Raw genomic sequence first — 26,873 nt, 5'->3', positions numbered from 1 at the left:
TCGATACCTGCCTATCTCTTCATTCCTGCCCGGTCTCTCCAGGACCCTCTAGATCTCTCCAGGACTCGCTAGATCTCTCTTGCTCTTGTCTGGCCGGTCTCTCCCAAGCCCTGCTGCTGCCCCAACCTTGGTCACAGCGATAACTGGCGATGGCTCCATGATGTTCAACGGCTCGGGTTCGTTGGGGGTACAGCGTACCTACTCGGTTAAAGCCCAATGTCTGTCATGAGTCCATACGTCTGCACGCAGACCCCTACTTGCTGTTATCGTAACGCCATCGACTCGGCGAACGATTTTCGCCCCACGACCAGGTCAGACCATCCATGCTTTCCTATCAGCACGCCTATCATGCCGGCAATTTCGCCGACGTTCATAAACACTTGTGGCTTTACGCCACGATCGATCACCTATTACGTAAAGATAGCGCCATTACGTTTATAGATACTCACGCCGGGCGAGGAAGCTATCCGTTGGCGGCTGAAGAAACCGCGCGGCTCAAGGAGTACCAGACGGGCGTCAAGCGCTTGTGGGACAGCCGCACCGAGACGGGCAAGGCGGGCGCGCAGAATCCACTGCTGACGACCTGGCTTGAGGCGATCGACTCCGTCCAGCCGCGGCCACAGCAATTGACCCACTACCCGGGCTCGCCCTGGTGGCTGGGTCATCGGCTGCGTGATCAGGACCGATTGACCCTGTTCGAGTTGCACCCGGGTGAGCACGGCCACCTGGCCCGGCAGTCACTGGCAGGCGAAGGGCAGCAGGCGAATATTCGACGCGTGCATGGCGATGGCCTGGCCGGGCTCAGGTCACTGCTCCCGGTAAAGACACCGCGGCTGTGCGTGCTGGTCGACCCGAGTTTCGAGCGCAAGTCGGAGTACCTGGAGGTCGCCGAGACCATGATTCATGCCCTCGGCAAGGTCCGCCACGCGGTGCTGCTGTTGTGGTATCCACTGCTGCCCGCCGGGCGCCACCAGGAGCTGTTGGACAGGCTGAGAGCCAGCGGTGTACGCAAACTATGGCGCAGCGAGGTGATCCTGCACCCCCCGGGTGGGGCAAGTCACGGTATGTACGGCAGCGGGATGCTGGTGGCCAACCCGCCCTGGGGTGTCAGCGACAGCATGCAGGCCGCCATCGCTGACTGGCTGCCGCTGCTCGGTGACGCAGCGCGCCACGACCAGCGCTGGTGGGTCGAGGAGTAGCGCCTGGTCGTCGGTCATCTGGCCAGACGCCAACCGGGTCATGGTGCCTCGAACATCAAGCGAAAGCCCACCGGTGAGGTTCGGTCGATGGATGAGAGGCCGGCGATTTCCTGCAAGGCGGCGATGCCGTCCTCGAAGCCCAGCGATTCTGCGCTTAGCCATACCGGCTGATCCGATACCACCAGCCAGCGTGTGTCGGCGAGTCTTGCCACCAGTACCTGGGCCTCCTGCTCGGTCGACGCCGAGCCGAGACTGATATCGACCGGGATACTGGTCGCCAGGGTCTCGCCTACGCCAAGTGAATCGAAGCTGGAGGTATCTACCTGGGCCGAGATCGCGAAGCTGGCCGCGGCCAGCAGGTGCTCGAGCATCCGTTCATCACGGATATCGATGCCCGTGTCCAGCGATTCTGTGGCCACCTCGATGGTGACCTTGCCGCTATCGTCGATACCGCCGGACAGACCGTCCAAGTGGTGGGTCTCACCTATGCTCTGGTTTTTCACTGAGCCGAACCACAGGCGTGAATCGTCACCGGACAGCTGCCAGTCCGCCAGGGCGGAAAGCGAGACGCTGCCTAGCGCCATTGCGACAACCAGGGGAAGAGCTTTCATGGGGACTCCTGTGGGCAAGGGGGCACTGCCCACAGTGTAGCGGGTATGACAGATGCCCTGGACGAGCCCTCGGTCCGGCCGGCCGGGGGGCGGATGCCTGGCACCAGTGATGGCGGACGCCTCAGGCGCCCCATGTCGGCGCCAGGCGTGGCTTCGCCATCACCGAAGGGATGGCGAGGCGATCGCTGGCGCATGAACGTGGGTAAGTGCTCGCTATTGGTGGAGCGTCTGTTTTAAAGGCTTTTGTGCATTTTCAGGCTTTCACTTGCCAATACAGAAGCTGCCGAAGATCTCACCCAGCAGATCGTCGGCGCTGAACTCGCCGGTGATCTCCCCCAGCGCCTGCTGGGCATCACGCAGGTCCTCGGCCAGCAGCTCGCCCGCGCCATAGCCTTCGAGTTGTGCATGGCCGTTGTCGAGGGCCTCTCGGGCGCGGTCGAGGGCGTCCAGGTGACGACGCCGAGCCGAGAAGCGGCCTTCGGTGGTGGACTGAAAGCCCATGATCTCCTTGAGGTGAGACTTGAGGTTATCCACACCCTGACGTGATCTGGCGGAGAGCCGCAGCGTAGGAGGTGTTGTGGATAAATCGAGTCCCGGTGCTTCACCGCTCTGGTCCACCTTGTTGCGCACCAGGGTCAAGCGTGAGGCGTCCGGCAGGCGCTCGACGAATTCCGGCCAGATGGCCATGGGGTCGGTGGCCTCGGTGGTGGTGGCGTCCACCAGCAGCAGGACCCGGTCGGCCTTCTCGATTTCGCTCCAGGCGCGGGCCACGCCGATCTTTTCCACCGCGTCGGGGGTATCGCGCAGGCCGGCGGTGTCGATGATGTGCAGCGGCATGCCGTCCAGATGGATATGTTCTCGCAACACGTCCCGGGTGGTGCCCTCGATATCGGTGACGATGGCGGTGTCCTGTTCGGTCAGCGCATTGAGCAGGCTCGACTTGCCGGCATTGGGCCGTCCGGCGATGACCACGCTCATGCCTTCGCGCATCAGCGCGCCCTGGCCGGCACTGCGACGCACCTCGGCAAGCTCCGTCATGAGCGCGCCCAGCTTGGCCGCGACATGGCCATCGGCGAGAAAGTCGATCTCCTCCTCGGGGAAGTCGATGGCCGCCTCGACGTACATGCGCAGTTCGATCAGGCCCTGGACCAGCGACTGCACGCGGGTGGAGAACTCACCCTGCAAGGAGCGCAAGGCATTTTCGGCGGCGCCACGGGAGCTGGCGTCGATCAGGTCGGCGATGGCCTCGGCCTGAGCCAGGTCGAGCTTGTCATTGAGAAAGGCGCGCTCGGAGAACTCACCCGGGCGGGCCAGCCGTGCCCCCAGCGCCACACAGCGCTCGAGCAGCATGTCCATGATCACCGGGCCGCCGTGACCCTGAAGTTCCAGCACGTCTTCGCCGGTGAAGGAGTGTGGCCCTTCGAAAAACAGCGCGATGCCTTCATCGATTACCCCGTTATCGCCCCTGAACGGTCCGTAGAAGGCCTGGCGCGCGTCCGGTACCTGGCCCAGCATGGCGCTGGCAATCGCGCCACAGGCGGGCCCCGAGACGCGTATGATGCCGACGCCGCCCCGACCCGGCGGCGTGGCGAGGGCGCAGATGCTGTCCTGGGTGTAGAGAGGCGTGGTCATGGTCAGACTCCTTGATGATCGGGCGTATTGTCAGGCGCAGCGCTTGGCTTTGCCAGTCCGGCTGGTGTGGCCAACGGCTGTTGCCAGAGGTGCGGGCCCTGAAACGCCAGACCCCCGCCGAAGCGGGGGTCTGGAAGCGTCATGCATGAGGACTTACTTGGTGTTCATGCCCTTGCCGACGCTGGGGTCTTCCTCGATCTTGCGGGTGATCACGTACTGCTGAATGATCGAGATGCAGTTGTTGCACACCCAGTAGATGACCAGACCGGCCGGGAACCACAGGAAGAAGAAGGTGAAGACGATCGGCAGCATCTTCATGATCTTCGCCTGCATCGGGTCCGGAGGCGTCGGGTTGAGCATCTGCTGAACGAACATGGAGGCGCCCATCAGGATCGGCAGGACGAAGTAGGGGTCCTTCACCGACAGGTCCTGGATCCACAGCATGAAGGGCGCGTGACGCAGTTCCACGGACTCCAGCAGCATCCAGTACAGCGCGATGAATACCGGCATCTGTATCAGGATCGGCAGACAGCCGCCCAGCGGATTGATCTTTTCCTTCTGGTAGAACTTCATCATCTCCTGGGACATCTTCTGGCGGTCGTCGCCGAAGCGTTCCTTGAGACGCTGCATTTCCGGGCCAAGCTTGCGCATGCGTGCCATGGACTTGTAGGCCTTGGCAGACAGCGGCCACAGGGCAGCCTTGACCATGATGGTCAGGATGACGATGGACCAGCCCCAGTTGCCGATCAGATCGTGGATGTGATCGAGCAGCCAGAACAGCGGATTGGCGATGAACCACAGCCAGCCGAAGTCAACGGTCAGCTCAAGGTTCGGAGCCACGGCCTCAAGCCGCTCCTGCACCTTGGGCCCCATGTAGAGGGTGGCACCCAGGGTGGCGTCGGCGCCCGGCGCCAGGGTCTGGGCCTGGCCGGCGAAGGCGGCAACGTTGCGGTCCTGACTGTCGGTGGCGGCGTAGAACAGGTTGTCCTGCTGCTGCGGCGGTACCCAGGCGGAGGTGAAGTAGTGCTGGATGATCGCGACCCAGCCGCCCTCGACCTCGCGGTTCTGGAAGTTGCCTGCCTGGATGTCCTCGAAGTCGATCTTCTCGTAGCGGTTCTCCGGTGAGGAGTACGCCGCGCCGAGGAAGGAGCGCATGCCCATCTTGGGGCCAGTGGACGGATCCGGGTTGTTGTCGCGGGCCAGTTGGCCGATGAAGCGTGCGCTGACCGGCTCCTCGCCAGCGTTGGCAAGCAGGTAGCTGACGTCGACTGCGTAGTCGTCACGACTGAAGGTGAAACGCTTGACGATATCGATGCCATTGACGGTGGCGGTCATGTCCACCTGCAGGCTGTCCTGGCCGTCGGCCAGGCGGTACTCGGTCTTCTCGGGCGAGAAGGCGATACGACCGCTGTTGCCGTCAAGCTGCAGTCCAGAGCGAGCGACGTAGCTCAGGGTGCTGTTGTTGGACAGCAGCACGTAGGGCCGATCCCCATCCTGGCTCATCAGATGCTGGGGGAGGGCGGCGTAGACGATGTCGCCACCCTGGGGGTCGATACGCACGTCGAGGACGTCGGTGATGACCGCAATGAGATCTCGACTGTTGGCAGCGGGCTCGCTGCTGCCGGGCAGCTCGCTGCCGACATCATTGGCCGAGCTGGGTGCCGCCAGGCCTTCCGATGTGGAGGCGTCGGCACCGTTTGAGGTCGCGTTGCTGGTGATCGCCGGAGCATCCGGGGTGCTGGGCGGCTGACCGTAGTCCTGGTTCCACTGCACCATGATCAGGTAGGCGAGCACCGCCAGGGGGATCAGCAGGAGTAGTCGTTTTACGTCCATGAAGGGTCTGCCCGAAGGGAAGTGAACATGCCGATGGCGCCACGCGAGACGCCTACATGAGATACACGAAAGCCTGCCGGAGGCAGGCCAGTATTCGTACGGAAACGTTCCGCGTCGCGAGAGGTGACGTCAAGGGGCCGGAAGAGGGACTCGTTCATGCTCGGACGAAGTGTGTTCGGCATTGAAGAGCCTCTTGCTGCTAGTTACGGCTTTGCTTCGGCTGTGACCGAGTGTCACCCCGGGTGTCACTCGCGTGGCGAGGTGTCGTCGATGTCCGCGAGGGACGAGTCGACTTCTCGGCCTCGCGCTCGAGACGACGCCACATGCCGAACAGCTGGCGCAGCACGGTGTCGTTGTCGACCTCGTTGACGCCACGCCTGGCCAGCAAGACGATATCCACGGCGGGAAGTCGATGCTGTGCATGCCGAACGGACTCACGAGCCAGTCGTTTCAGTCGATTGCGATCGACGGCCCGGCGTACGTTCTTCTTGCTGAAGACCAGGCCCAGGCGAGGGTGTCCCAAGTCATTGGGAATCGCCAACGCCATCAGGCCCTTGCCGTGAACCTTGTAGACCGCCCCATCGAACACCTGGCGGTAGTCCCCGGCAGTCAGCAAGCGGCATTGCCGGGGAAAGGTCAGACAGGCCACGAAGGACCTGCGCTTAGGCGCTCAGGCGCTTGCGGCCCTTGGCACGGCGACGTGCCAGAACGGCGCGGCCGTTTTTGGTGGCCATGCGAGCACGGAAGCCGTGCGCGCGCTTGCGCTTGAGAACGCTCGGTTGAAATGTGCGCTTCATAACTCGTTAATCCCACAGTGGTTTTTTGGAACGGATAGACATCCAGAGGCTCCCGGAATCCGCTCGGGCCCCCGGGGGTATTCGGCTCAAGACCGGATATTTTAGTGATTTCAAGCCCTGGGTGCAATCTTTTCGCGGGCCAGAAAGCAGGTTTCAGGGTGTTCGCCCCTGCCAGTCCGGACCAGACGGCTGGGGATAACTCTTGCTCGAGCCGAACCGGCGGGTGAACAAGCCACCTGGGACCGGCCTCGCGACATGACCCACTGCCTACATAACAATAAAGAGAAGTTCTTGACTGATGTTGTTATTACTACTGGGGATAGTTTTTGTGGATAAGCGTGTTCTCGTATGAAATTTCAACATGTTGCGTTGCATATAAAAGTGTGGAGAAAACGTTGAGACCGCGGGGAGGAGCGGTGTGGTTCCGGTGGATCAATGATGAGATTGTCCACAGGGACTCGTTCGCCAGCAAGTTGTTCCAGCACAACTCCGAATGGCGTACAAGGGTTTTCCACAGCTAGGTTTCGGTGCCGTTCTCGTGTGGATAACTCGTGGTGACAAGGCTACAATGTGCGGTCGTTCTTCAACCAAGGTAGCTCGCGTGTCGCTCGCTCTCTGGCAACAGTGTCTACAAACCCTTCAGGATGAACTGAGCTCGCAGCAGTTCAACACCTGGATTCGCCCTCTGCAGGCGGAAGAAGGGGAGTCCAATCAGCTCAGGCTGCTGGCACCCAACCGCTTCGTGCGCGATTGGGTCAGTGACAAGTACGCCAAGCGTATCAGTGAACTGATGCGGGAGTTGGCGCCGGCCAAGCCGCCCAAGGTGATGCTGACGGTGGGCAGTCGTCGTGCTGCGCCGGCCCCACCCCAGACTCGCGAACTCGGCGATCCTGTCTCCGCCGCTCCGGCCCGCTCGGCGGCCGTGCACACCAGCTCCCGCGGCGATGTGGGGGATGAGCGCGAGGTCGACCGCCTGCGCGACGAAGGCGGTGAGGCGCCGGTCACGCGTCCACCCGGTGGTGAGCGTCAGGTTCAGGTCGAGGGCAGTCTCAAGCACTCCAGTGGCCTGAATCCCAACTTCACCTTCGAGACGTTTGTCGAGGGCAAGTCCAACCAGCTCGCCAGGGCGGCATCCCGCCAGGTGTCGGAGAACCCTGGGGGAGCCTACAACCCGCTGTTTCTGTATGGTGGCGTCGGCCTCGGTAAGACCCACCTGATGCATGCGGTGGGCAATGCCCTGGCGGGGCGTCGCGAGAACGCTCGGGTGGTGTATCTTCACTCGGAGCGCTTCGTGGCCGATATGGTCAAGGCCCTTCAGCTCAACGCCATCAATGACTTCAAGCGCTTCTATCGCAGCGTCGACGCGCTGTTGATCGATGACATCCAGTTCTTCGCCGGCAAGGAGCGCTCCCAGGAGGAGTTCTTCCACACCTTCAATGCCTTGCTTGAGGGTGGCCAGCAGATGATCCTGACCTCGGATCGCTATCCGAAGGAAATCAGCGGCGTCGAGGAGCGCCTCAAGTCCCGTTTTGGCTGGGGGCTGACGGTGGCGATAGAGCCGCCTGAGCTCGAGACTCGGGTGGCGATCCTGATGAAGAAGGCCGACCAGGCCAAGGTGGATCTACCCCATGATGCGGCTTTCTTCATCGCCCAGAAGATTCGCTCCAACGTGCGTGAACTGGAAGGGGCGCTGAAGAAGGTCATCGCCGATTCTCACTTCATGGGCAAGTCGATCACCCAGGACTTCATCCGCGAATCGCTCAAGGATCTGCTCGCTCTGCAGGACAAGCAGGTAGGCGTGGACAACATCCAGCGTACCGTGGCGGAGTACTACAAGATCAAGCTGGCGGACCTGCTGTCCAAGCGGCGTTCACGCTCCGTGGCGCGCCCGCGACAGGTCGCCATGGCCCTGGCCAAGGAACTGACCAATCACAGTCTTCCGGAAATCGGCGACGCCTTCGGCGGCCGAGACCACACCACCGTGCTACATGCCTGTCGCAAGGTGCAGGCGCTGCAGGAAGAAAGCGCCGACATTCGTGAAGACTACAAGAATCTGTTGCGGCTTTTGACCAGTTAACGTCTCTACGTCATCAACCGCGTGACCGTCTCACTCTCCCGGACAAGAAGTGGAGCCGACATGAAATTTTCCATCTCCCGCGAAGCGCTGCTGCGCCCGCTGACGCTGGTGGCCGGTGTGGTCGAGCGCCGTCAGACGTTACCGGTGCTCTCCAATGTGCTGATCCAGGTCGAACAGGACGAGGTCGCCTTGACCGGCACCGACCTGGAAGTCGAACTGGTCGGCCGCACCGTGGCCAGCCAGGTGGATGAGCCTGGCGCCATCACGGTGCCCGCGCGCAAGCTGATGGACATCTGCAAGTCCTTGCCAGACCAGTCCGAGCTGGAGCTGTCCATCGAGGATGGGCGGGCCGTGCTGCGCAGTGGCCGTTCACGCTTTACCCTGTCCACGCTTCCGGTCGCCGAGTTTCCGAATATCGAGGATGGTCAGAGCAGTGTCGAACTGGCGTTGCCGCGGGGGACCCTCAAGCAGCTGATCGACGCCACCTCCTTCGCCATGGCGCAGCAGGACGTTCGCTACTATCTGAATGGCCTGCTGCTGGAGTTCGCCCCGAACCTGGTCCGCACCGTGGCTACCGACGGCCACCGCCTGGCGGTCAGCTCTCGTCCCGTGGAGATCAACATTGAGTCGGCCCAGAAGCTGATCGTCCCGCGCAAGGGCGTACTCGAGCTGGTGCGACTGCTCGACGATTCCGAAGAGCCTGTCAGCCTGACCCTGGGCTCTACCCATATCCGTGCTCACACTGGGGACTTCACCTTCACCTCCAAGCTGGTGGACGGCAAGTTCCCGGACTACGAGCGGGTCGTGCCCAAGGGCGGCGACAAGGTCTTCATCGCTGAACGTTCGGAGTTGCGTCAGGTGCTGTCGCGTACCGCCATCCTCTCCAACGAGAAGTACCGTGGGGTACGGCTGAATCTGGAAGAGGGCAACCTGAGGGTGATGGCCAACAACCCGGAGCAGGAAGAGGCCGAGGAAAACATCGCCATCGAATACAGCGGGCCGGCCATGGAGATCGGCTTCAACGTCGGCTATCTGATCGATGTGCTCAACGCCGTGGGTGAGGATCGCGTGCAGATGACGCTGGGCGATCCCAACAGCAGTGCGCTGATGGAAGAACCCGGTGGCGGCGATGCCCTCTATGTCGTGATGCCGATGCGCCTGTGACGGTATTCGTTGCCAGCAAGGCCTTTCCATGGCGCTAGACCGCTTGATGTTTCAAGGCCTGCGAAACTTGCAGGCCTTTGATATTTCACCATCTTCCGGGATCAACCTGATCACTGGAAGCAACGGCAGCGGCAAGACCAGCCTGCTCGAAGGTATCCACCTGCTGGGCATGGGGCGGTCCTTTCGGGCGCGTCGGCTATCCCAGGTACTCCACCACGATGCTGACGCCCTTGTCCTGCATGGCCGCCTTGCCGGTGATCCCCCTGTATCGATCGGTTTGCGCCGCCTGCGTCAGGAGCGCGAATTGACGCTGCGCATTGGCGGTGAGCGACTCGACAGGGTGTCTCGTCTGGTGGAGACCCTGCCCCTGCAGTTGATCAACCCCGACGCCTTCCGCCTGCTGGAGGGATCTCCCGCCGGCAGGAGGGAGTTCCTGGATTGGGGAGTGTTTCACGTGAAACATGACTTCCTGCAGGCCTGGCAGCGTTTCCGTCGCGCCCTGAAACATCGGAATGCCCTGCTCAGGCATGGTAGAATGGAGCCTCAATCCCTGTCAGTGTGGGAGCATGAGCTGGCGCTTTCGGGCGAGCGCATGGACATCCTGCGCAGGGAATGGATCGATACCTTTATCCCGGTATTCGAGGAAACGCTGGAAGGGCTGATTTCACTGCCATCACTGACGCTGCGCTATAGCCGTGGCTGGGATCGACAGCGAGATCTGGCCGAGGTGCTCGAGCAGGGACGCGACACCGATCGTCAGATGGGATTTACCCAGCAGGGGCCCCAGCGAGCGGATCTGGCGATTCGACTCGACAAACGACCAGCGGTCGAAGTGCTTTCACGAGGACAACAGAAACTCGTCGTGAGCGCACTGAAGCTTGCCCAGGGACGGTTACTCGAGAAGATGACAGGCAGGACCTGTCTCTACTTGATCGACGATCTGCCCGCCGAACTGGACCAGAACCACCGAAGGATCTTTTGCCAGTGGCTGGAGCGGATGCGCTGCCAGGCCTTCATCACCAGCGTGGATCACGAGGTACTGGCCGACCTGTGGCAACCCGATACGCCGATGGCAATGTTTCACGTGAAACAAGACGCTGACGGCTTCGGCCAGCTGCAGGCCATAGACAGACAGACTTCACGACGGAGTGGTCAATGAGCGAACATGCTTACGACTCATCGAGCATCAAGGTACTGAAAGGCCTGGATGCCGTACGCAAGCGGCCCGGGATGTACATCGGCGATACCGATGATGGTACCGGCCTGCATCACATGGTGTTCGAGCTGGTGGACAACTCCATCGACGAAGCGCTGGCCGGCCACTGTAGCGAGATCAGGGTGATCATCCATCCGGATGAGTCGATCACCGTCAGTGACAATGGCCGTGGCATTCCTACCGATATTCATGAAGAGGAAGGCGTATCGGCGGCCGAAGTGATCATGACGGTGTTGCACGCGGGCGGTAAGTTCGATGACAACTCCTACAAGGTATCTGGCGGCCTGCACGGCGTCGGTGTCTCGGTGGTCAATGCGCTGTCTGAAGAGCTCAAGCTGACCATCTGGCGTGCCGGCAAGGTCCACGAGCAGATCTATCGTCACGGTGTCCCCGAGTCGCCGCTGGCTGTGGTGGGGCAGACCGAGCAGACCGGTTCGCGGGTGCATTTCCGTCCGTCTCCCGAGACCTTCGCCAATATCGAGTTTCACTACGATATTCTGGCCAAGCGTCTGCGTGAGCTGTCGTTTCTGAATTCTGGTGTGGCTATCCGCCTGCTGGACGAGCGTAGCGGCAAGGAAGAGCTGTTTCACTATGAAGGTGGCCTGAAGGCCTTCGTCGACCACCTCAACACCAACAAGACCGTTCTCAACCCCGTCTTCCACTTCAATGTGGAGCGGGAAGATGGCGTGGCGGTCGAGGTGGCGATGCAGTGGAACGATACCTTCGCCGAGAACATCTTCTGCTACACCAACAACATCCCTCAGCGGGATGGCGGTACCCACCTGGCCGGTTTCCGCGCTTCACTGACTCGTACGCTCAATCATTATATTGAAGCGGAAGGGTTGCTGAAGAAGACCAAGGTGAACACCTCCGGTGACGACGCCCGTGAGGGCCTGACCGCGATCATCTCGGTCAAGGTGCCGGACCCGAAGTTTTCCTCCCAGACCAAGGACAAACTGGTCTCTTCCGAGGTAAAAACTGCGGTAGAACAGGAGCTTGGGCGGTCTTTCTCGGAGTATCTGGTAGAGAAGCCCAACGAAGCCAAGGCCATCGTCAACAAGATGCTGGACGCTGCCAGGGCCCGCGAGGCGGCGCGCAAGGCGCGCGATATGACCCGCCGCAAGGGCGCCCTGGACATCGCAGGGCTGCCCGGCAAGCTGGCCGACTGTCAGGAAAAGGACCCCGGTCTGTCCGAACTCTACCTGGTCGAGGGTGACTCGGCCGGGGGTAGTGCCAAGCAGGGGCGTGATCGGCGTACCCAGGCTATCCTGCCGCTCAAGGGCAAGATACTCAACGTCGAGAAGGCACGCTTCGACAAGATGCTGTCGTCTGCGGAAGTCGGGACGCTCATCACTGCCCTGGGCTGTGGCATTGGCCGTGAGGAGTTCAATCCGGACAAGCTGCGCTATCACTCGATCATCATCATGACCGATGCGGACGTGGACGGTTCGCATATTCGTACCCTGCTGTTGACGTTCTTCTTCCGTCAGATGGCGGAGTTGATCGAGCGCGGGCATGTGTTTATCGCCCAGCCGCCGCTGTACAAGATCAAGCGTGGCAAGCAGGAGCTCTACCTCAAGGATGAGCAGGCGATGATCGACTACCTGACCACCACCGCCCTGGACGGAGCGCGGTTGTGCGTCAGTGAAGATGCGCCAGGAATCAGCGGGGCTCAGCTTGAGACTCTGGTGAACCAGTACCGTGATGTAATGAAGCGCATCGATCGTCTGTCGCGGGTCTATCCCAGCGAGGTGCTGCGCAAGATCGTCCATGCGGCACATCTTGACGGCGAAAACAGCCTTCGTGATCGCGGCACCATGCAGAACTGGATCGAGTTCCTGCAGAAGGAAATGGACGATCTGGTGGCCTACGAGGGCGGACCGCGTTACACCTTCTCGTTGCAGGAAGACAATGAACGCGGGTTCTTCCTGCCGGCGGTAACCTTGATTGCCCATGGCGTGACCACCGACTACGTCTGGGGCCTGGACTTCTTCACCAGCGCCGACTATCGCGCCATCGCTGGCCTCGGTGAGACGCTGGATGGGCTGCTGGAAGAGAGCGCCTATATCGCCCGTGGTGAGCGCAAGAAGCCGGTCAAGACCTTCTATGAGGCGCTGGATTGGCTGATGAACGAGGCACAGCGTGGTCTGTCGATCCAGCGCTACAAGGGCCTGGGCGAGATGAACCCGGAGCAGTTGTGGGAAACCACCATGGATCCCAATACGCGGCGTATGCTGCGGGTTTCCATCGAAGATGCCGTTGCCGCCGACATGATGTTCAACACCCTGATGGGGGATGAAGTCGAACCGCGTCGTGACTTTATCGAGCGCAACGCTCTGGTGGCCAATCTGGACATCTAGTGCAGCAGGAAGTCCCAGGCCCATGGCCTCGATGTTTCACGTGAAACATCACGCGACAAAACCCCGATCTTCAGGATCGGGGTTTTTTCTGTTCTAGTATCAGTAGTTTGCCAGCGGCCGGATGGTTGGATGGCTGGGTGGCTGGTTTCTTGAAAGGCCCGCTATGAGAGGGCGGGGTGCACCAGGCTTCTATTGCCATCCGGCGAGGGTGTATCGCGAATGAGCAGATACACATCTGACCGCACGCCATGGGCTGCGGTCGTCCGATTCTGCTGGCGAACGCGGTGAGTGGGTGGTGAGTGGGTGGTGAGTGGGCGCGGTGTGTCGGCAATGGAAGTCAGTGGACGTAGCTGGATGTCAGTAGAGGAAAGACGAAGGCGCGGTGTCACCATGGCGATCGTATGGTGGGCAGGAGCTTGAGGACATCGCGGCGCGGCCTGCACGTTTCACGTGAAACATCTGGCGATATAAGGTCAGCTGCTCAAGCCAGGACTTACGCCTCTTTGATATCAAATGTCTGGTCGATATCAGCATTCGTGCCGAGTACGGGGAGTACCCGAGCTTCAGGCAGATACTCGGAGGAAGGTATCCGGCTTGCGCGATGACATTGAAGTGGTCAAAAAGGCGGCGTATCGATACTGCTGGCGTCATCTCAAAGAAGGGGGATGGAAGGAGGGAATCAGAAAGGGAGGAATGGAGGTGTTGTTGGAAGGAGCTGTTGGAAGGGGGGGGGGAAGGGATGGTCGGAAGGGGGGGCAGACGAGAGCGTACGGCAAGCCATAATCGAGCTGCGTCCGTGGCCTCGCTCCTCCGCAACGTTTCACGTGAAACATCACGGCATCAGATCTGAGATTCCAAGGCTGGGACCGTGTCTGGCTATCCGCATCTTGCGATCCGCGTCTTGCCATCTGTGTCTTGCTGCCTGGATCTTGTTACACGCGTCTTGTTATCCACGTCATGTTATTTGGGGCCTGATGAGTCTCTCGCTTAAGACGGGTGCCTTGGTTGTCGCACTATATGGAACGTGCGGGAACCTGTCCGGAGGGGGCTCGATACATTGCACTCGCAGTCATCACGGAAAGACCGAAAATTGAGCACCACGACCTCCCGGGCGGGTAAGTCGCAAGAGCTTTCCCGTGCTCTAACCTGTTGTTTGGACGTTGATATACGAAGAATGCGAGCCGCCATGTTTCACGTGAAACATGGGGCTTGGCAGTCGCAGATAGATGAAGGGATAACCACGTCGGCGGCCAGGCTTGGAGGCTCGCCGAGGGGTGGCGAGGGGTGACGAGGGGGCGAGCCTGATGCAGGGTCGTTTCAGGTATCCAGGTTTCCTTGCAGCAGTTGATCGACAAAACCAGCGAGATCGTCATAGACCTCTGCCTCGCTGTCTGTCCGGCCAAGTTCTGGATGCTTGGCTAGTGTGCGCTCGCCCTTGCCGGTACGCACCAATGCAAGGCGGCAGCCCATGGCAGCGCCTGCCTCGAGATCCCGGTAGCTGTCGCCCACCATCCAGGCGCCTTCCAGGCTGTCGAGTGCAAGCGCATCCTGTATCTGGCGGAGCAGACCGGGCAAGGGTTTGCGGCAATCACAGCGGTCCTCGCTAATGTGAGGGCAGTAGGCGATATGCTCGATCCGACCGCCCTCGGCCTCCACCAGGCTCAGCATCCTGGTGTGCATGGACTCCAGCGTCGCCTCATCGTAGTAGCCGCGCGCGATGCCTGACTGGTTGGTGGCAACAGCGACGGTCCAGCCCTGTTGGGACAAGCGGGCGATGGCGGTGATGGCGCTGGGGTAGGGGACCCACTCGGCGAGCGACTTGATGTAGTTGTCGGAGTCCTGATTGATCACTCCGTCACGGTCGAGAATGACGAGTCGTGGGGCCATGGGTCTACCTAGTCTATGCGATGGGTAAGGGTGGTTGCTGTCACGCAATCGGCCCAGTGTAGGGGCATGTTTCACGTGAAACAATCAGGTGCTGACGAGGCCGTGTCTGTGGCCCAGGTCGCAGTTTTTACCAACCCTGCGCTGTTGCTGCCTGTCTAACCTTCGCTCGTCGACTTTTCGGACAGCGCCTAGTCCAAAAGTGGTGGCGACGTAGTGTCGGTGTCCAAGCCTGTCGCGCCGGCTGTCGCCAGTGATGTGGGTATCGAGTCTTTCAGGTGATCGAGCAATGCTCGTACCCGCATTGGAGGATCCCGTCCTGGAAGCAGCGCGTGGATGCTGATGTCCGGTAGCGACCAGTCCTCGAGCACGGGGAGCAACCTGCCGGCTTCCAGCGAGGCCCCGACGATGGAACGGGAGGTGTGAAGGATGCCGATGCCTGCCTCTGCCGCGATCACCAGTGCGTGCCCATAGTTCGCTCTGTAGCTTCCGCTGACCGGCACGTTGTGAACCTCGTCGCCTCGGCGAAGTGGCCAGCGCTGAATACCCTGGAAACGTGTGTAGTGAAGGCAGTTGTGGTGCAGCAGGTCCAATGGGTGACGTGGTATGCCGTGGCGTTGAAGGTAGACCTTCGACGCCACCAGCATGCGCTGATCTGCGGCCAAGGGATGGGCGACCAAGCGAGAGTTCTCGAGCACCCCGACTCGCACTGCCAGATCGTGCCCGGATGAGGCGATATCGACAAAGCGATCGTCGAAGTCGGCGTCCACTTCAATGTCTGGATGGCGTTCGAGAAATTCGGGGAGGAAGGGCGCAATATGGATTCGGCCGAAATTGACCGGTAGTGATAGGCGGATCAGTCCTCGCGGTCGGTCACTGATGTCCTGCAAGGTATCCGCCGCCTTGTCGAGTAACCGTAGAGCAGGGACGGCGCGTTCCAGGTAGGTGCGGCCCGCCAGGGTCAGTGAAACCTCACGGGTGGTCCGGTGCAACAGCTTGGTCCCGAGCCGAGACTCCAGCGCATCGAGGCGACGGCTGACCGCGCCGCTGGTGAGGTTGAGCTGTTCGCCGGCCGCACGCAGTGAGCCATATCTTGCCACTTCAACCAGGGCAAGCAGTCCAGCGACCAGTGTGTCGTGATGGGATGGCATGGTGCACTTTCGTCCAGAGGCAGGGGTTGGTCATTGCACGAGTCGCTATGGGGCCAGGGTCGATGGGCGCCGGTGCGGCGAGAGACGGCTCTGACTCGGGGCTTCATTGTTGAGTCTAGCGCAAGACAGTACTCCGTGAGCTTCGCTACTGCGCTGGTCTCGGACGGGCCAGGATAGGGGAAGACCAACGAGGAGGTTGTTCCCATGTTACTGGAAGCTCGTCTACGCCCATTGGTATCGCTACGTCACTTTCGTCAATTCCGCTCTGACAGGGTGGGGCCTGAAGGAATCCATGAATACCAGGTAGCACGTCGTGACCTGGCCAGCGAAGAAGTGCGTGTCAGGGTCGCTGCGGTCGGGCTGAACTACCGCGACAGGGCGCTGCAGGACGGCAGCTATCTGCCGCAGATGACACGCCCCTTCGTGCCGCTGTCTGAAGGCTCTGGGGTGGTGCTGGAAACGGGAAGGGATGTCATTGATCTCGAGGTGGGACAACCGGTGCTGGGCCACTACACCATCGATTGGATATCTGGTGCTTTCAAGGAGTCCTATCACGCCTCAAAGCTGGGCGGTCCTGGTGATGGCTGGTTGTCGGAGGAGGTCATCGTTCCCCGTCGTGCGCTGGTTGCCGTGCCATCTGGCTGGCGGCTCGAGGAAGCCGCTGCATTGGCGATCTCCGGCGTCACGGCCTGGAAGTCGCTTGGCGACCTGGATGAGCTGAAGGGCCGTTACCTGCTGTTGGCGGGAACCGGCAACGTGTCGCTGCAGGCCCTGCAGATGGCAGCTGCGGCCGGTGCTCGGCCTATTGTGGTGACGTCGCGACCCGCTCTGGCATCACGGCTCAGGGATTTAGGCGCGGTAGCGGTGATCGGCCGGGAGGGCGGGGCGGCCGACGTGGCGTCCCAGGTGATGGCCATCACCGAGTCGGTTGGCGTAGGGCGTGCCATCGATGTGGTGGGCGGGCAGTTTCTGGTCGATGCCATTCTGCCGTCAATGGCTACCAATGGGCATATCGCCCTGGTGGGCTTTCTCGAGAGTGGCCGTGTCGAGGGTGATCTGGTGGGACCGGCGATTCGCAAGTTGCTGCATCTGGAAGGGATCAGCGTCGGCAGCCGTGACGACCTGGAGGCCATGCTCCGTTATATGGATCGCCACGGACTCAGGCCCGCTATCGGACGTCGTCTGAGGGCTGACGACTTGCCTGAGTGGCTCGCCAACGGCGCCGTGAGCAGTGGCTTGCGTTCGGGCACCATAGGAGAGCGCCGCCCGAGCGTGGGCCTGTCGGCAACTGACCCGCAGGACAATGATCTCGAACTGGGCAAGACGCTGGTGATCATGGATCAGCGGCTGGCGGAACGTATCGCTGAGTAAAGCGGCATAATCGGGGCGCAGAGTAGCGCGGTGGAATCGGGGCGCAGAGTAGCGCGGTGGAATCGGGGCGCAGAGTAGCGCGGTGGAATCGGGGCGCAGAGTAGCGCGGTGGAATCGGGGCGCAGAGTAGCGCGGCGGAATCGGGGCTCAGAGTAAAGCGGCGGAGTCGGGGCGCTGAGTAAGGCGGCGGAGTCGGGGCGCTGAGTAAAGCGGCAGAGGCCGGGCGCTGAGTAAAGTGGCGGAGACGGGGCGCTGAGTAAAGCGACGGAGGCGGGGCGCCAAGAAAAGCAGAGGTCGTGAGGCTCAGGGCTCGCGTTGGGGTACAAGCAACAGGCGGCGTACTGGAGGTACATCAAGCGGGGCGGGTTTCACGTGAAACATGAGAGCCTGCCCTTGCCTGTACTCCTGTATGTTCCACGTGAAACATTGTCGCCGCCGGCGCTTTCTATCTGGGCAATGTTCCACGTGAAACGTCGGTGGCGAGTGCCACACTCTGCATCGCCAGGTTTGACTCTCCATGCGACATCCCATTGGCTCACTCCTGCGTTCGTAGCGGCTGTGGTATCCCCTATGAAGGGTTCAGAAGGTTTGGGGCCGTGGGGTGGCGTGCCGGGCGGGCTCAGCCTGTCGATACAAAAAAAGGCCGGCCCCTTGCGGGACCGGCCTCGTTGCCACCAGGGGCTGGATTACTGCTGCAGTTCGGCGATATCCGCTACTTCGAGGAACAGCGCCTGGAGGCTTGCCAGCAGGGCCAGACGATTGGCACGAACGGCTTCGTCTTCGGCCATGACCATCACCTGGTCAAAGAAGGCATCGACCGGTGCCCGAAGGCTTGCCAGCACGTCCAGAGCGTCGCTGTAGCGGGCTTGCTGGAACAGCGGAGCGACCTGCTCCTGGCAAGCTGCCACGGCGTTCTTGAGGGCCTTCTCGGCGTCCTCGGAGAGCAGGCTCTCGTCGACCTCGGTGCGTCCATCGTGATCCTGCTTGGACAGGATGTTGCCGACTCGCTTGTTGGCGGCGGCCAGGGCGGCGGCTTCATCACGCGTGGCGAATTGCGCCACGGCGCGCAGGCGACGGGCGAAGTCCAGCGGGCGGGTCACCGGGCGTGCACGCACCGCCAGGTAAACCTCGGCACCGATCCCTTCGTCCTGGGCCCAGGCACGGAAGCGATCGAGCATGTAGCCAAGGACGTCATCGACCAGGCCGTCTGCCTTGGGCAGCGCCTCATGCTGGGCCACGGCCAGCTCGAGCAGCTCGCGCAGGTCCAGATCCAGCTCACCCTTGACCAGGATATTGAGCACGCCGATGGAAGCACGGCGCAGGGCGAAGGGGTCCTTGGTACCGCTGGGGCGCTGGCCGATGCCGAAGATCCCGGTAATGGTATCCAGGCGATCGGCGATGGCCAGGGCCTGTCCGGTCAGGGTCTGGGGGATGGCGTCGCTGGCAAACCGCGGCAGGTACTGCTCTTCCAGCGCGCGTGCGACCTCGGCGTCTTCGCCATCGTGCTCGGCGTAGTAGCGCCCCATGATGCCCTGAAGCTCCGGGAACTCGAGCACCATTTCGGTGACCAGATCACACTTGGCCAGGGCCGTAGCACGGCGAGCGCGGGATTCGTCACCGCCGGTCCGGCTGGCGATGTGCGCGGCCACGTTGGCACTGCGTCTGGCCTTGTCGGCGAGCGTCCCGAGCTGCTTCTGGAACACCACGCTGGAGAGGCCCTCGATGCGCTCGGCGAGCGGGCGCTTGCGGTCGGTCTCGTAGAAGAAGGCGGCATCGGCCAGACGAGGGCGAATCACCTTCTCGTTGCCGGCGATGACCTTGTCCGGCTCGCGGCTGTCGATATTGGACACGGTAATGAAGGCGGGCTTGAGCTTGCCGTCCGCATCCAGCAGGTGGAAGTACTTCTGGTTGGCCTTCATCGACGAGATCAGGCATTCCGCCGGCACCTCGAGGAACCGCTCGTCGAAGCTGCCGGTCAGCGCCACCGGCCACTCGACCAGGCCGCTGACTTCTTCCAGCAGGTCCTCGTCGATGACGGCGGTGGCTTCGAGCAGTTCTGCCTCGGCCAGTACCTGTTCGCGAATGCGCTCGCGACGCTTGCTGCGATCGGCCAGCACCCAGGCATCCTCCAGGGCACCGAGGTAGTCGTCGGCATGTTTCAGGGCGATGGCCTCGGGGGCGTGGAAGCGGTGTCCGCGGGTCTCGCGGCCGGCCTCAAGGCCCAGCACCGTGGCGGGTACGATCTGGTCGCCGTAGAGCGCCACCAGCCAATGAACCGGGCGGGAGAACTCGATGCGGGAAGCGCCCCAGCGCATGTTCTTGGGCACCGGCAGGGCCGCCACAGCCTTGTCGATGATGGCGGGCAGCAGGGCGACGGTGGCCTCGCCCTGTTGCTGTTCGCGGTAGCCGAGCCAGGTGCCCTTGTCGGTCTCCAGATGGATCAGTTCATCGACGCTGACGCCGCAGGAGCGAGCAAACCCCTGGGCTGCCTTGGTTGGCTCGCCATCCTTGAAGGCTGCCGCCAGGGCAGGGCCGCGTTTTTCGACGTCGCGGTCGGGCTGTTTGTCGGCCAGTGCCTCGACCCGTACCGCCAGCCGGCGGGGGGAGGCGTAGGCGGTGACGCCCTGGAAGTCGACGCCGGCATCGGCGAGGCCGCGACGCACGCCCTCGGCGAAGGCGTCGGAGAGAGTGTCGATGGCTCCCGGCGGAAGTTCTTCCACGCCGAGTTCAAGCAAGAGGGTGTGGGCGGCCATGCTTATGCGTCTCCCTGTGCGGCAAGGGGTTCGTCGTCGAGAAGTTCACGTCGCAGCGCTTCCGGGGCCAGCGGGAAACCGGCCGCCTTGCGTGAGGCGTAGTAGGCGTGGGCCACGTCGCGGGCCATGGTGCGCACGCGCAGGATATAGCGCTGGCGTTCGGTGACCGAGATGGCGTGGCGGGCGTCGAGCATATTGAAGGTGTGGGAGGCCTTGAGTACCTGCTCGTAGGCCGGCAGCGGCAGGTTGGCGGCGAGCAGCTTCTGGCACTCGCTTTCCTGGTGGTCGAAGTTGCCGAACAGGGCGTCCACGTCGGCATGCTCGAAGTTGTAGGTGGACTGCTCGCGCTCGTTCTGCAGGTAGACGTCACCGTAGGTAACGCGGGATCCGTCGGGTGCGATGGTCCATACCAGGTCGTAGACGCTGTCCACGTCCTGAAGGTACATGGCGATGCGCTCGAGGCCGTAGGTCAGCTCACCGGTGACCGGGAAACACTCGATACCGCCGGCCTGCTGGAAGTAGGTGAACTGGGTCACCTCCATGCCGTTGAGCCAGACCTCCCAGCCGAGTCCCCAGGCACCCAGGGTCGGTGACTCCCAGTTGTCCTCGACGAAGCGGATGTCGTGGACCAGCGGCTCGATGCCGAGACGCTCAAGCGACCCCAGATACAGTTCCTGGAGGTTGGCCGGGGAGGGCTTCATGACCACCTGGAACTGGTAGTAGTGCTGCAGGCGATTGGGGTTTTCGCCGTAGCGGCCATCGGTGGGACGGCGAGACGGCTGAACGTACGCCGAGTTCCAGGTTTCGGGTCCGATGGAGCGCAGGAAGGTGGCCGGGTGAAAGGTGCCCGCACCGACTTCCATGTCCAGCGGCTGCATGATCACGCAGCCCTGTTCGGCCCAGTACTGTTGCAGGGCGAGGATCAGGCCCTGGAAGGTTGCCACGTCTGGCGTCGACTGTGTCATTGGGAAGCACCGTTGGCCATGAATTCACGAGCCGTCAAGTATACAATCACAGGCAATTCGGTTATAGGCACAGCGCCAACAGAGGTTTTCCCATGATCGTAGTAACAGGCGGAGCCGGCTTCATCGGTTCAAATCTGGTCAAGGCCCTCAATGACCGGGGGCGCACCGACATCCTGGTGGTGGATGACCTGCGGGACGGCACCAAGTTCGTCAACCTGGCGGACCTGACCCTCGGGGACTACATGGACAAGGACGAGTTCCTGTCCCGGGTGAAGGCCCACATGCGCGGCGAGCTGAACCAGCTTCCGCCCATCGAGGCGATCTTCCACGAAGGTGCCTGCTCGGACACCACCGAGTGGGATGGACGCTTCATGCTGGAGAATAACTTCACCTACTCCAAGGAGCTTTTGCACTTCTGCGAGCAGGAGGGCATTCCCTTCCTCTACGCCTCGTCGGCGGCCACCTACGGCGGCAGCGAGGTGTTCGTGGAGTCCCCCGAGCACGAGAAGCCGCTCAACGTCTACGGCTACTCCAAGCTGCTGTTCGACCAGTACGTGCGCTCGCGCCAGGCCGAACTCAAGACCCAGGTGGTGGGCTTTCGCTACTTCAACGTCTACGGTCCCCGCGAGCAGCACAAGGGCAAGATGTCCAGCGTGGCCTTCCATCACCACACCCAGATCAGCGCCGGCGAGAACCTGCGCCTGTTCGGCGCCTGGGACGGCTACGACGCGGGCATGCAGAGCCGTGACTTTGTCTATGTCGGCGACGTGGTCGACGTCAATCTGTGGTTTCTGGACAACCCCGAGGTGTCGGGAATCTACAACCTCGGTACCGGCCGCGCCGAGCCGTTCAAGACCATCGGCGAGACGGTCATCGACTTCTACGGCAAGGGCCGCATCGACTACATCGACTTCCCGGAAGAGCTCAAGGGGCGCTACCAGAGCTACACCCGTGCCGATATCTCGCGGCTGCGCGAGGCCGGCTACGACAAGGAATTCCACACCGTGGCCGAGGGCGTGACCCGCTATCTGGAGTGGTTGAATGGCTGAAGCTGCGCCGGTCATGGCGCAGCCGCGGCTGGCGGGCCAGCGGCTGCTGGTGGTCGGTCCCAGCTGGGTCGGTGACATGGTCATGGCCCAGGGGTTGTTCAAGGCGCTGAAGCAGCAGGGCGCCGCCGCCCTGGCGGTGGTGGCACCTGCCTGGTCGAGGCCGATCCTCGAGCGCATGGATGAGGTCGACGAGGTCGTCGAGCTGGCCGTCGGACACGGCGTCTTCGGCTTTTCCGCCCGACGACGGCTGGCCAGGTCGCTCAAGGGACGCTTCGATCATGCCATCGTGCTGCCGCGTTCCTGGAAGTCGGCACTGGTGCCTTTTCTGGCGCGGATACCCAGGCGAACCGGCTTCACCGGGGAACACCGTTTTGGCCTGTTGAACGAGCGCCGTGAGCTGCAGCGCGACGTGCTTGACCAGACCGTCAAGCGCTTCGTCTCGCTGGGGCTGCCGGCGGACGCTGCCGCTGCCGGCGACTTCGAGATCCCCCAGCCACGGCTGCATCAGGATGCGATCAACCTGGCGCGGTTGCATGATGAACATCGACTCGGCGTGCGTCCTGCCATTGGCCTGATGCCAGGGGCGGAATATGGCCCCGCCAAGCAGTGGCCGCTGGCCTACTTCCATCGCCTGGCCGGGGAGCTGATTGCTCAAGGGTTCGAGGTAAGGGTGCTGGGTGGGCCCAAGGATCATGCGGCGGGCGAGGAGATCGTGACCGGTCTCGAGCATGCCCACAACCTGTGTGGCGCGACCCGCCTGGAGGATGCCGTCGACCTGCTTGGCGACTGTCGTCAGGTGGTGACCAATGACTCCGGGTTGATGCATGTGGCCGCCGCGGTAGGGACGCGTATCCAGGCGATCTATGGCTCCTCGTCGCCGGCCTATACGCCGCCGCTGACCGACAACGCCCGGATTCACTATTTGGCTTTGTCCTGCTCGCCCTGCTTCGAGCGACATTGCCCGCTCGGGCATACCAACTGCCTCAAGCAGATCACTGTGGACAGCGTGCTGGAGGCGATCCTGACAGACGAGGCCCCGAACCGGATCGACGCCAGCAACGAGTGATCCGGGGCAAGGTGTCGTCTGTGAAGCCTTGTCCAGCCGTCCTGGTCGTCATCCAGGCGCCCTGTCGCCGCTACTCTTCATATGGGCGCCCAGGCAGGTAGACGCCAAGGTCAAGGCTGCTGGGGCGCCTCGGGCGGGCTGTCGGGCTGTCCGTCGTTGCGATACGCCGGGGCCAGGCCTTGCCACAGGCGTTGCTGCAGCGCGGTTTCTTCACGCATGTACCCGTTGAGCGCTTCCAGGCCGTAGCGTTCGGCCAGGGTCGGATCGTTCGAGAACAGCGAGACGCCCAGTCCGGCGCGGTGCCAGTCGATGGTGAAGCCCATCGCCTCCAGCAGCGTCGGCAGGGTGTCCATGGTGGTGGCGGTGGTCGAGATGCGTTGGGGCGTCAGCGCATTGCCCATCATCATCAGGGTGTTGGTGCGAGGCGTCTGAATCAGCTGATCCCAGGCCGAGACACGCATGGTCAGATGGTCACTGGCAATCACCACCAGGGTGTCCTCCAGCAGCCCCTGGTCGCCAAGGCGCTGGATCAGCCGGCGGGTCAGCCAGGCCGAGCATTTCACCGCGTACAGGATATCCACACCATCGTGCTCGCCCTGATTGGCCTGGCAGGCCCTGGCCGGATAGCCCGCCGGGGCGTGGGCGGTCAGATTGAGCACGGTCAGGTTCCAGGGACCGTCCTGACGATCCAGGCGCTTTGCTTCCTCTTCCGCCATGGCGTACAGACTGTCGTCGTAGAGGCCCCAGCTATTGAGGTAGTCCGGGTCGTCGAGGCGGCCTGCAAGCTGCTCGCGCCCCAGCACGCGGTCGTAGGCGTGGTCTTCGTAGAACAGCCCCTTGCCGGCGAATTCAGTGCTGGCGCCGCCCATGAAGGTCTGGCGGTAGCCAAGCCCCGCGAGCAGATCTCCCAGGCAGGCGACTCCGGGTACCACGTGGTGCAGCGGCTCGAACTGGCTGTCGTGGAGCAGGCCGGCGGGCATCAGCGGTGTGCCGCACTGGCTGGCGATCATGCCGGCCATGGTCCAGCCGGTGTTGTCGAGCTGGCGAACGTTGTCGAACACCACTGCATCCGCTTCCAAGGCGGCCAGGTCGGCGTAGGCGTCGCCGAAACGGGCCTCGTCGGCGTAGGTACGCTCGAGGCTCTCCAGGTAGATCAACAGCAGGTTGGGAGGCTGCGGTGGCGCCTTGAGGATCACCGGTTCGACGTAGCGACGCTCCAGCCAGGTGCCGGGGTCGGTGACCACCGCCGCGCCGCGCTGGCCCATGGAGTAGAACATCGGATTTGCGACCAGCAGCACGAAGGCCAGCCAGTGGTCCCAGCGTTGCCAGCGGTAGTCGGCTCGCACCAGCCAGGTGTAGGCCGCCAGAATCAGCAACATGGCTGCGGTGTACAGTATCGCCGCCACGCTGCGTTCGCTGCCGCCGTGCTTGGCAATGCCCGCCTGCAGGTGGAAATAGACCGCGCCCATGTCTACCTGGCCGAAGCTGTTGGCCAGGTAGACGTAGATGCCCCAGAAGGCCAGTGGCGCCAGCGCCCAGGGGATCACCTGCACCCGCAGCCGTGGTGGAGGTGGTGCGCCCCAGCGTTTCCATCCGGCCAGGGCACACCACACCAGTGCCGGCAGCGGCAGGCACCAGCCGGGCAGCCGGGTGACCATGACCAGGGCATGGCCCACGGACAGGCCGAGAATCAGATGGACGGCCCAGCGAAGCCAGGTCGAGGTGGCGGGGCGGTGCAGGGGCATGATCGAGGCGCCAGGTGTCGTTCCGTGAAACCGATACGAATCAGCGATCGGCTCGCTCGTTCTCGTACAGTTCGTTCAGCTTTGCATACTTCATGTACGCATGGAATGCCGTCGTGATGGCGACGGTCATGCCATCCTGGCCCTGCAGCAGCCCGCCCTTGAGCACCAGCTTGCGCAGCATGGCTGTCATCGCGTGCAGCGTGGGACGAGTCGACGAGGGGGTGACACCACGTTCCTTCATCGCCCAGGCGTCGCGGGTCGACAGTTGATCGATGCGCTGCATCCAGTGGGACAGGTCACGGTAGGTGAAGTGACGCAGATGGGCGTCCACGTCGACCACCTCCGGTGCCTGGACCGAGGAGTGCGCCTTCTTGGGCAGATAGCCCGAGGTGGTGCGGTTGTACAGCCGGGTCACCGGGTCCGGGTAGAACCCCGCCGCGCGAATCCAGTGGCGGCCGGCGAAGTTGCGACGCTTGAAGCGGTAGGCCTTGCGCGGGTCGTCCAGCGACAGCTCGCGAATCGCCGCCACGGCGTCGTCGTCCAGGCGCTCGTCGGCATCCAGCGCCAGGATCCAGTCATGGGACGCCTGGGGGACGGCGAAGGCCTTCTGCGGGCCATCGCCCAGATAGGGCTGATGGATCACTCTAGCGCCGGCGGCCTCGGCCAGGGCAACGGTGTCATCGCTGCTGCCGGAATCGACCACGATCACCTCGTCGCACACCGGAGCCAGCGAAGCGATGGCCTCCTCGACGTTGTCCTGCTCGTTGAGGGTAATGATGATGCCGGTAATCGGGGTCATGGGGCCTGCCTATACGAAGGGCTTGATGGGGTGCTGGTGCCAACAACCGATACGCTGTGGCGAGTGGGATGCGCCGATACGCTGTTGCTATGCCGTCGACCGATGGTGGTTGACCTTCCTCAGACGCGCTGCAGTGGCGGCGGCGGCGGTCTCCAGGTCGATGGCCGACATGTCCTGGTGAGCGGCATCCGTCGGTGGATGAAACGCCAGTCGCCGGTCGGCGTCGTTGCAGGTCTGCCAGCGCAGCGGGGTGGCCGAGCGATGGGACGGGTAGAAGCCGACGGTGATCAGGTTGAGACAGCCTGCCACGTGCAGCGGGCCGGTGGAACCCGCGATAAAGGCGTCGGCCGCCGCCAGACTGCGAGCGAAGTCGGCGAGCCCTGCGCAGGCCGGCTGACGGTAAGCACTGAGCCCAGCCTCGTCCAGCGTCTTGACCAGGGCATCGGCCACGGCTTCTTCGCCGGGGCCGGCGGTAAGAATCCAGTGGGGCCGACGCTCACCCGACTCGGCCAGGCGCCGATCGATACCCTGTGCAAGCCCGGCGTAAGCCTCGGGAGTCAGGTTGGCCGCCGAGCCGCCGCTGCCCGGGTGCAGGAACACCCAAGGGCGCGTGTCGTCGAGCCCCAGCGCCTGGCCCAGCGCGCTACGCTGAGCGTCACGTTGTTGCGGGGCCAGGGGCCAGTAGGGGGGCGCAGGGTGCTGTTGCGACGGCTGTCCTGACGAGAGTCCCAGCGCCTGAATCATGGCCTCGGCCAGTTCCAGGTTGTAGATGTATTCAGGCTTGGCCGAACGGGATCTGCGCTGGGTGACGCGACGGTTGTAGAATAGCTGGGCCCACTTGGTGGCTGGCGCCATGCGCAGGGGAATCCCCGAGCGAAGGCCGAGCCAGCCGATGCGGGTGGTGGAGTAGAGCGTCAGCATCGCCGTGAAACCGCTCTGGCGCAGCGTCGCCAGCAGGGCACGCTGGGCATCCTTCGGCGCCTGTTCACCCGGGTCGATGACGACGTCGTCGATCCACGGACAGAGCCTTGCCATCGGCGCCGTATAGGCGGGTACCAGCACGCTGACATGAGGGGCGGGCTTGGCCTTCTTGAGGGCGGCGAGTGCTGGCCAGGCGAGCATGAAATCGCCAAGCTTGTCGTTGCGTACCACCAGCAGTCGAGGGGCACGAGCGTCGGCCGAGGCCGTCGTTGCTGTCATT

The 26,873-nt window shown here is 62.7% G+C and carries 20 protein-coding genes; 8 read left to right on the top strand and 12 right to left on the bottom strand.

Annotation, left to right across the window (positions count from 1 at the left end; translation table 11 throughout):
- The first annotated feature begins 323 nt into the window (after positions 1-323).
- Positions 324-1,199, top strand: coding sequence for a 23S rRNA (adenine(2030)-N(6))-methyltransferase RlmJ (locus tag NFH97_RS08470; protein WP_349624683.1), 876 nt, complete (start codon positions 324-326; stop codon positions 1,197-1,199).
- 38 nt (positions 1,200-1,237) lie between these two features.
- Here NFH97_RS08470 and NFH97_RS08465 read toward each other — a convergent pair whose 3' ends face one another.
- The 5 genes from NFH97_RS08465 to rpmH all read right to left on the bottom strand — a co-directional run bounded on the left by NFH97_RS08465 (position 1,238) and on the right by rpmH (position 6,072).
- Positions 1,238-1,810 (bottom strand): YceI family protein, encoded by a 573-nt coding sequence (locus NFH97_RS08465; RefSeq protein ID WP_124804526.1) that lies wholly within the window; start codon positions 1,808-1,810, stop codon positions 1,238-1,240.
- Positions 1,811-2,071: 261 nt separating this feature from the next.
- Entirely contained in the window at positions 2,072-3,442 is a 1,371-nt protein-coding gene (mnmE, locus tag NFH97_RS08460; protein WP_108449589.1) for a tRNA uridine-5-carboxymethylaminomethyl(34) synthesis GTPase MnmE, read from the bottom strand.
- Positions 3,443-3,595: 153 nt separating this feature from the next.
- The gene (gene yidC / locus NFH97_RS08455) at positions 3,596-5,275 is read right to left on the bottom strand and encodes a membrane protein insertase YidC (protein ID WP_108131947.1); all 1,680 of its coding nucleotides are present in this window, start codon (positions 5,273-5,275) and stop codon (positions 3,596-3,598) included.
- 199 nt (positions 5,276-5,474) lie between these two features.
- Positions 5,475-5,924, bottom strand: coding sequence for a ribonuclease P protein component (rnpA, locus tag NFH97_RS08450; protein ID WP_083970680.1), 450 nt, complete (start codon positions 5,922-5,924; stop codon positions 5,475-5,477).
- A 13-nt stretch (positions 5,925-5,937) separates the two neighbouring features.
- On the bottom strand, positions 5,938-6,072 hold the full coding sequence (rpmH, locus tag NFH97_RS08445) for a 50S ribosomal protein L34 (protein ID WP_008959105.1): 135 nt from the start codon (positions 6,070-6,072) through the stop codon (positions 5,938-5,940).
- 601 nt (positions 6,073-6,673) lie between these two features.
- On the opposite strand from rpmH, the gene dnaA reads away from it, so the two are divergent.
- Genes dnaA through gyrB form a run of 4 tightly spaced genes read left to right on the top strand, consistent with a single transcriptional unit; the run spans position 6,674 to position 12,889 of the window.
- Positions 6,674-8,149 carry a chromosomal replication initiator protein DnaA gene (dnaA, locus tag NFH97_RS08440; RefSeq protein WP_045995088.1) on the top strand — a complete coding sequence of 492 codons (1,476 nt, stop codon included), beginning with the start codon at positions 6,674-6,676 and terminating at the stop codon, positions 8,147-8,149.
- Positions 8,150-8,209: 60 nt separating this feature from the next.
- Positions 8,210-9,313 carry a DNA polymerase III subunit beta gene (dnaN, locus tag NFH97_RS08435; protein WP_045995089.1) on the top strand — a complete coding sequence of 368 codons (1,104 nt, stop codon included), beginning with the start codon at positions 8,210-8,212 and terminating at the stop codon, positions 9,311-9,313.
- A 28-nt stretch (positions 9,314-9,341) separates the two neighbouring features.
- A complete protein-coding gene (gene recF, locus NFH97_RS08430) occupies positions 9,342-10,472 on the top strand; it encodes a DNA replication/repair protein RecF (RefSeq protein ID WP_222516260.1) in 1,131 nt (376 codons plus the stop codon).
- Positions 10,469-12,889 (top strand): DNA topoisomerase (ATP-hydrolyzing) subunit B, encoded by a 2,421-nt coding sequence (gene gyrB / locus NFH97_RS08425; RefSeq protein ID WP_045995091.1) that lies wholly within the window; start codon positions 10,469-10,471, stop codon positions 12,887-12,889. Before recF ends, gyrB begins: the two co-directional genes overlap by 4 nt.
- A 1,317-nt stretch (positions 12,890-14,206) precedes the next feature.
- On the opposite strand, the gene gmhB is transcribed toward gyrB, so the two are convergent.
- Together gmhB and NFH97_RS08415 are read right to left on the bottom strand one after the other, a co-directional pair.
- Positions 14,207-14,776, bottom strand: coding sequence for a D-glycero-beta-D-manno-heptose 1,7-bisphosphate 7-phosphatase (gene gmhB, locus NFH97_RS08420; RefSeq protein ID WP_124804525.1), 570 nt, complete (start codon positions 14,774-14,776; stop codon positions 14,207-14,209).
- 188 nt (positions 14,777-14,964) lie between these two features.
- Positions 14,965-15,924 carry a LysR family transcriptional regulator gene (locus tag NFH97_RS08415; protein ID WP_349624682.1) on the bottom strand — a complete coding sequence of 320 codons (960 nt, stop codon included), beginning with the start codon at positions 15,922-15,924 and terminating at the stop codon, positions 14,965-14,967.
- Positions 15,925-16,128: 204 nt separating this feature from the next.
- Between NFH97_RS08415 and NFH97_RS08410 the strand changes: the two genes are divergently transcribed.
- Entirely contained in the window at positions 16,129-17,295 is a 1,167-nt protein-coding gene (locus NFH97_RS08410) for a zinc-binding dehydrogenase (RefSeq protein ID WP_349624681.1), read from the top strand.
- A gap of 686 nt (positions 17,296-17,981) precedes the next feature.
- Here the strand turns inward: NFH97_RS08410 and glyS are convergent.
- Together glyS and glyQ are read right to left on the bottom strand one after the other, a co-directional pair.
- Positions 17,982-20,048, bottom strand: a complete 2,067-nt coding sequence (glyS, locus tag NFH97_RS08405) for a glycine--tRNA ligase subunit beta (protein ID WP_349624680.1) — start codon at positions 20,046-20,048, stop codon at positions 17,982-17,984.
- Positions 20,049-20,050: 2 nt separating this feature from the next.
- Entirely contained in the window at positions 20,051-21,013 is a 963-nt protein-coding gene (gene glyQ, locus NFH97_RS08400; protein WP_349624679.1) for a glycine--tRNA ligase subunit alpha, read from the bottom strand.
- Positions 21,014-21,105: 92 nt separating this feature from the next.
- Here glyQ and rfaD point away from each other — a divergent pair, with 92 nt between their 5' ends.
- Together rfaD and waaF are read left to right on the top strand one after the other, a co-directional pair.
- A complete protein-coding gene (gene rfaD, locus NFH97_RS08395; RefSeq protein ID WP_108131940.1) occupies positions 21,106-22,062 on the top strand; it encodes an ADP-glyceromanno-heptose 6-epimerase in 957 nt (318 codons plus the stop codon).
- On the top strand, positions 22,055-23,128 hold the full coding sequence (gene waaF / locus NFH97_RS08390; protein WP_502878690.1) for a lipopolysaccharide heptosyltransferase II: 1,074 nt from the start codon (positions 22,055-22,057) through the stop codon (positions 23,126-23,128). The genes rfaD and waaF overlap by 8 nt, the downstream gene beginning before the upstream one ends.
- Before the next feature lie 110 nt (positions 23,129-23,238).
- On the opposite strand, the gene NFH97_RS08385 is transcribed toward waaF, so the two are convergent.
- From NFH97_RS08385 to NFH97_RS08375, 3 genes are all read right to left on the bottom strand, one after another.
- Entirely contained in the window at positions 23,239-24,873 is a 1,635-nt protein-coding gene (locus tag NFH97_RS08385) for a sulfatase-like hydrolase/transferase (RefSeq protein ID WP_108131939.1), read from the bottom strand.
- 40 nt (positions 24,874-24,913) lie between these two features.
- Complete coding sequence (locus tag NFH97_RS08380) at positions 24,914-25,672, bottom strand: glycosyltransferase family 2 protein (RefSeq protein WP_045990973.1); 759 nt, start codon at positions 25,670-25,672, stop codon at positions 24,914-24,916.
- 87 nt (positions 25,673-25,759) lie between these two features.
- Entirely contained in the window at positions 25,760-26,872 is a 1,113-nt protein-coding gene (locus NFH97_RS08375) for a glycosyltransferase family 9 protein (protein WP_349624678.1), read from the bottom strand.
- Position 26,873: the final 1 nt, after the last annotated feature.

It is taken from the genome of Halomonas sp. SCS19 (assembly GCF_040147015.1).
GTDB lineage: Bacteria > Pseudomonadota > Gammaproteobacteria > Pseudomonadales > Halomonadaceae > Halomonas > Halomonas litopenaei.
The sequence above is the reverse complement of the archived record's forward strand: the minus strand, read 5'-3'. Positions and strand labels throughout refer to the sequence as shown.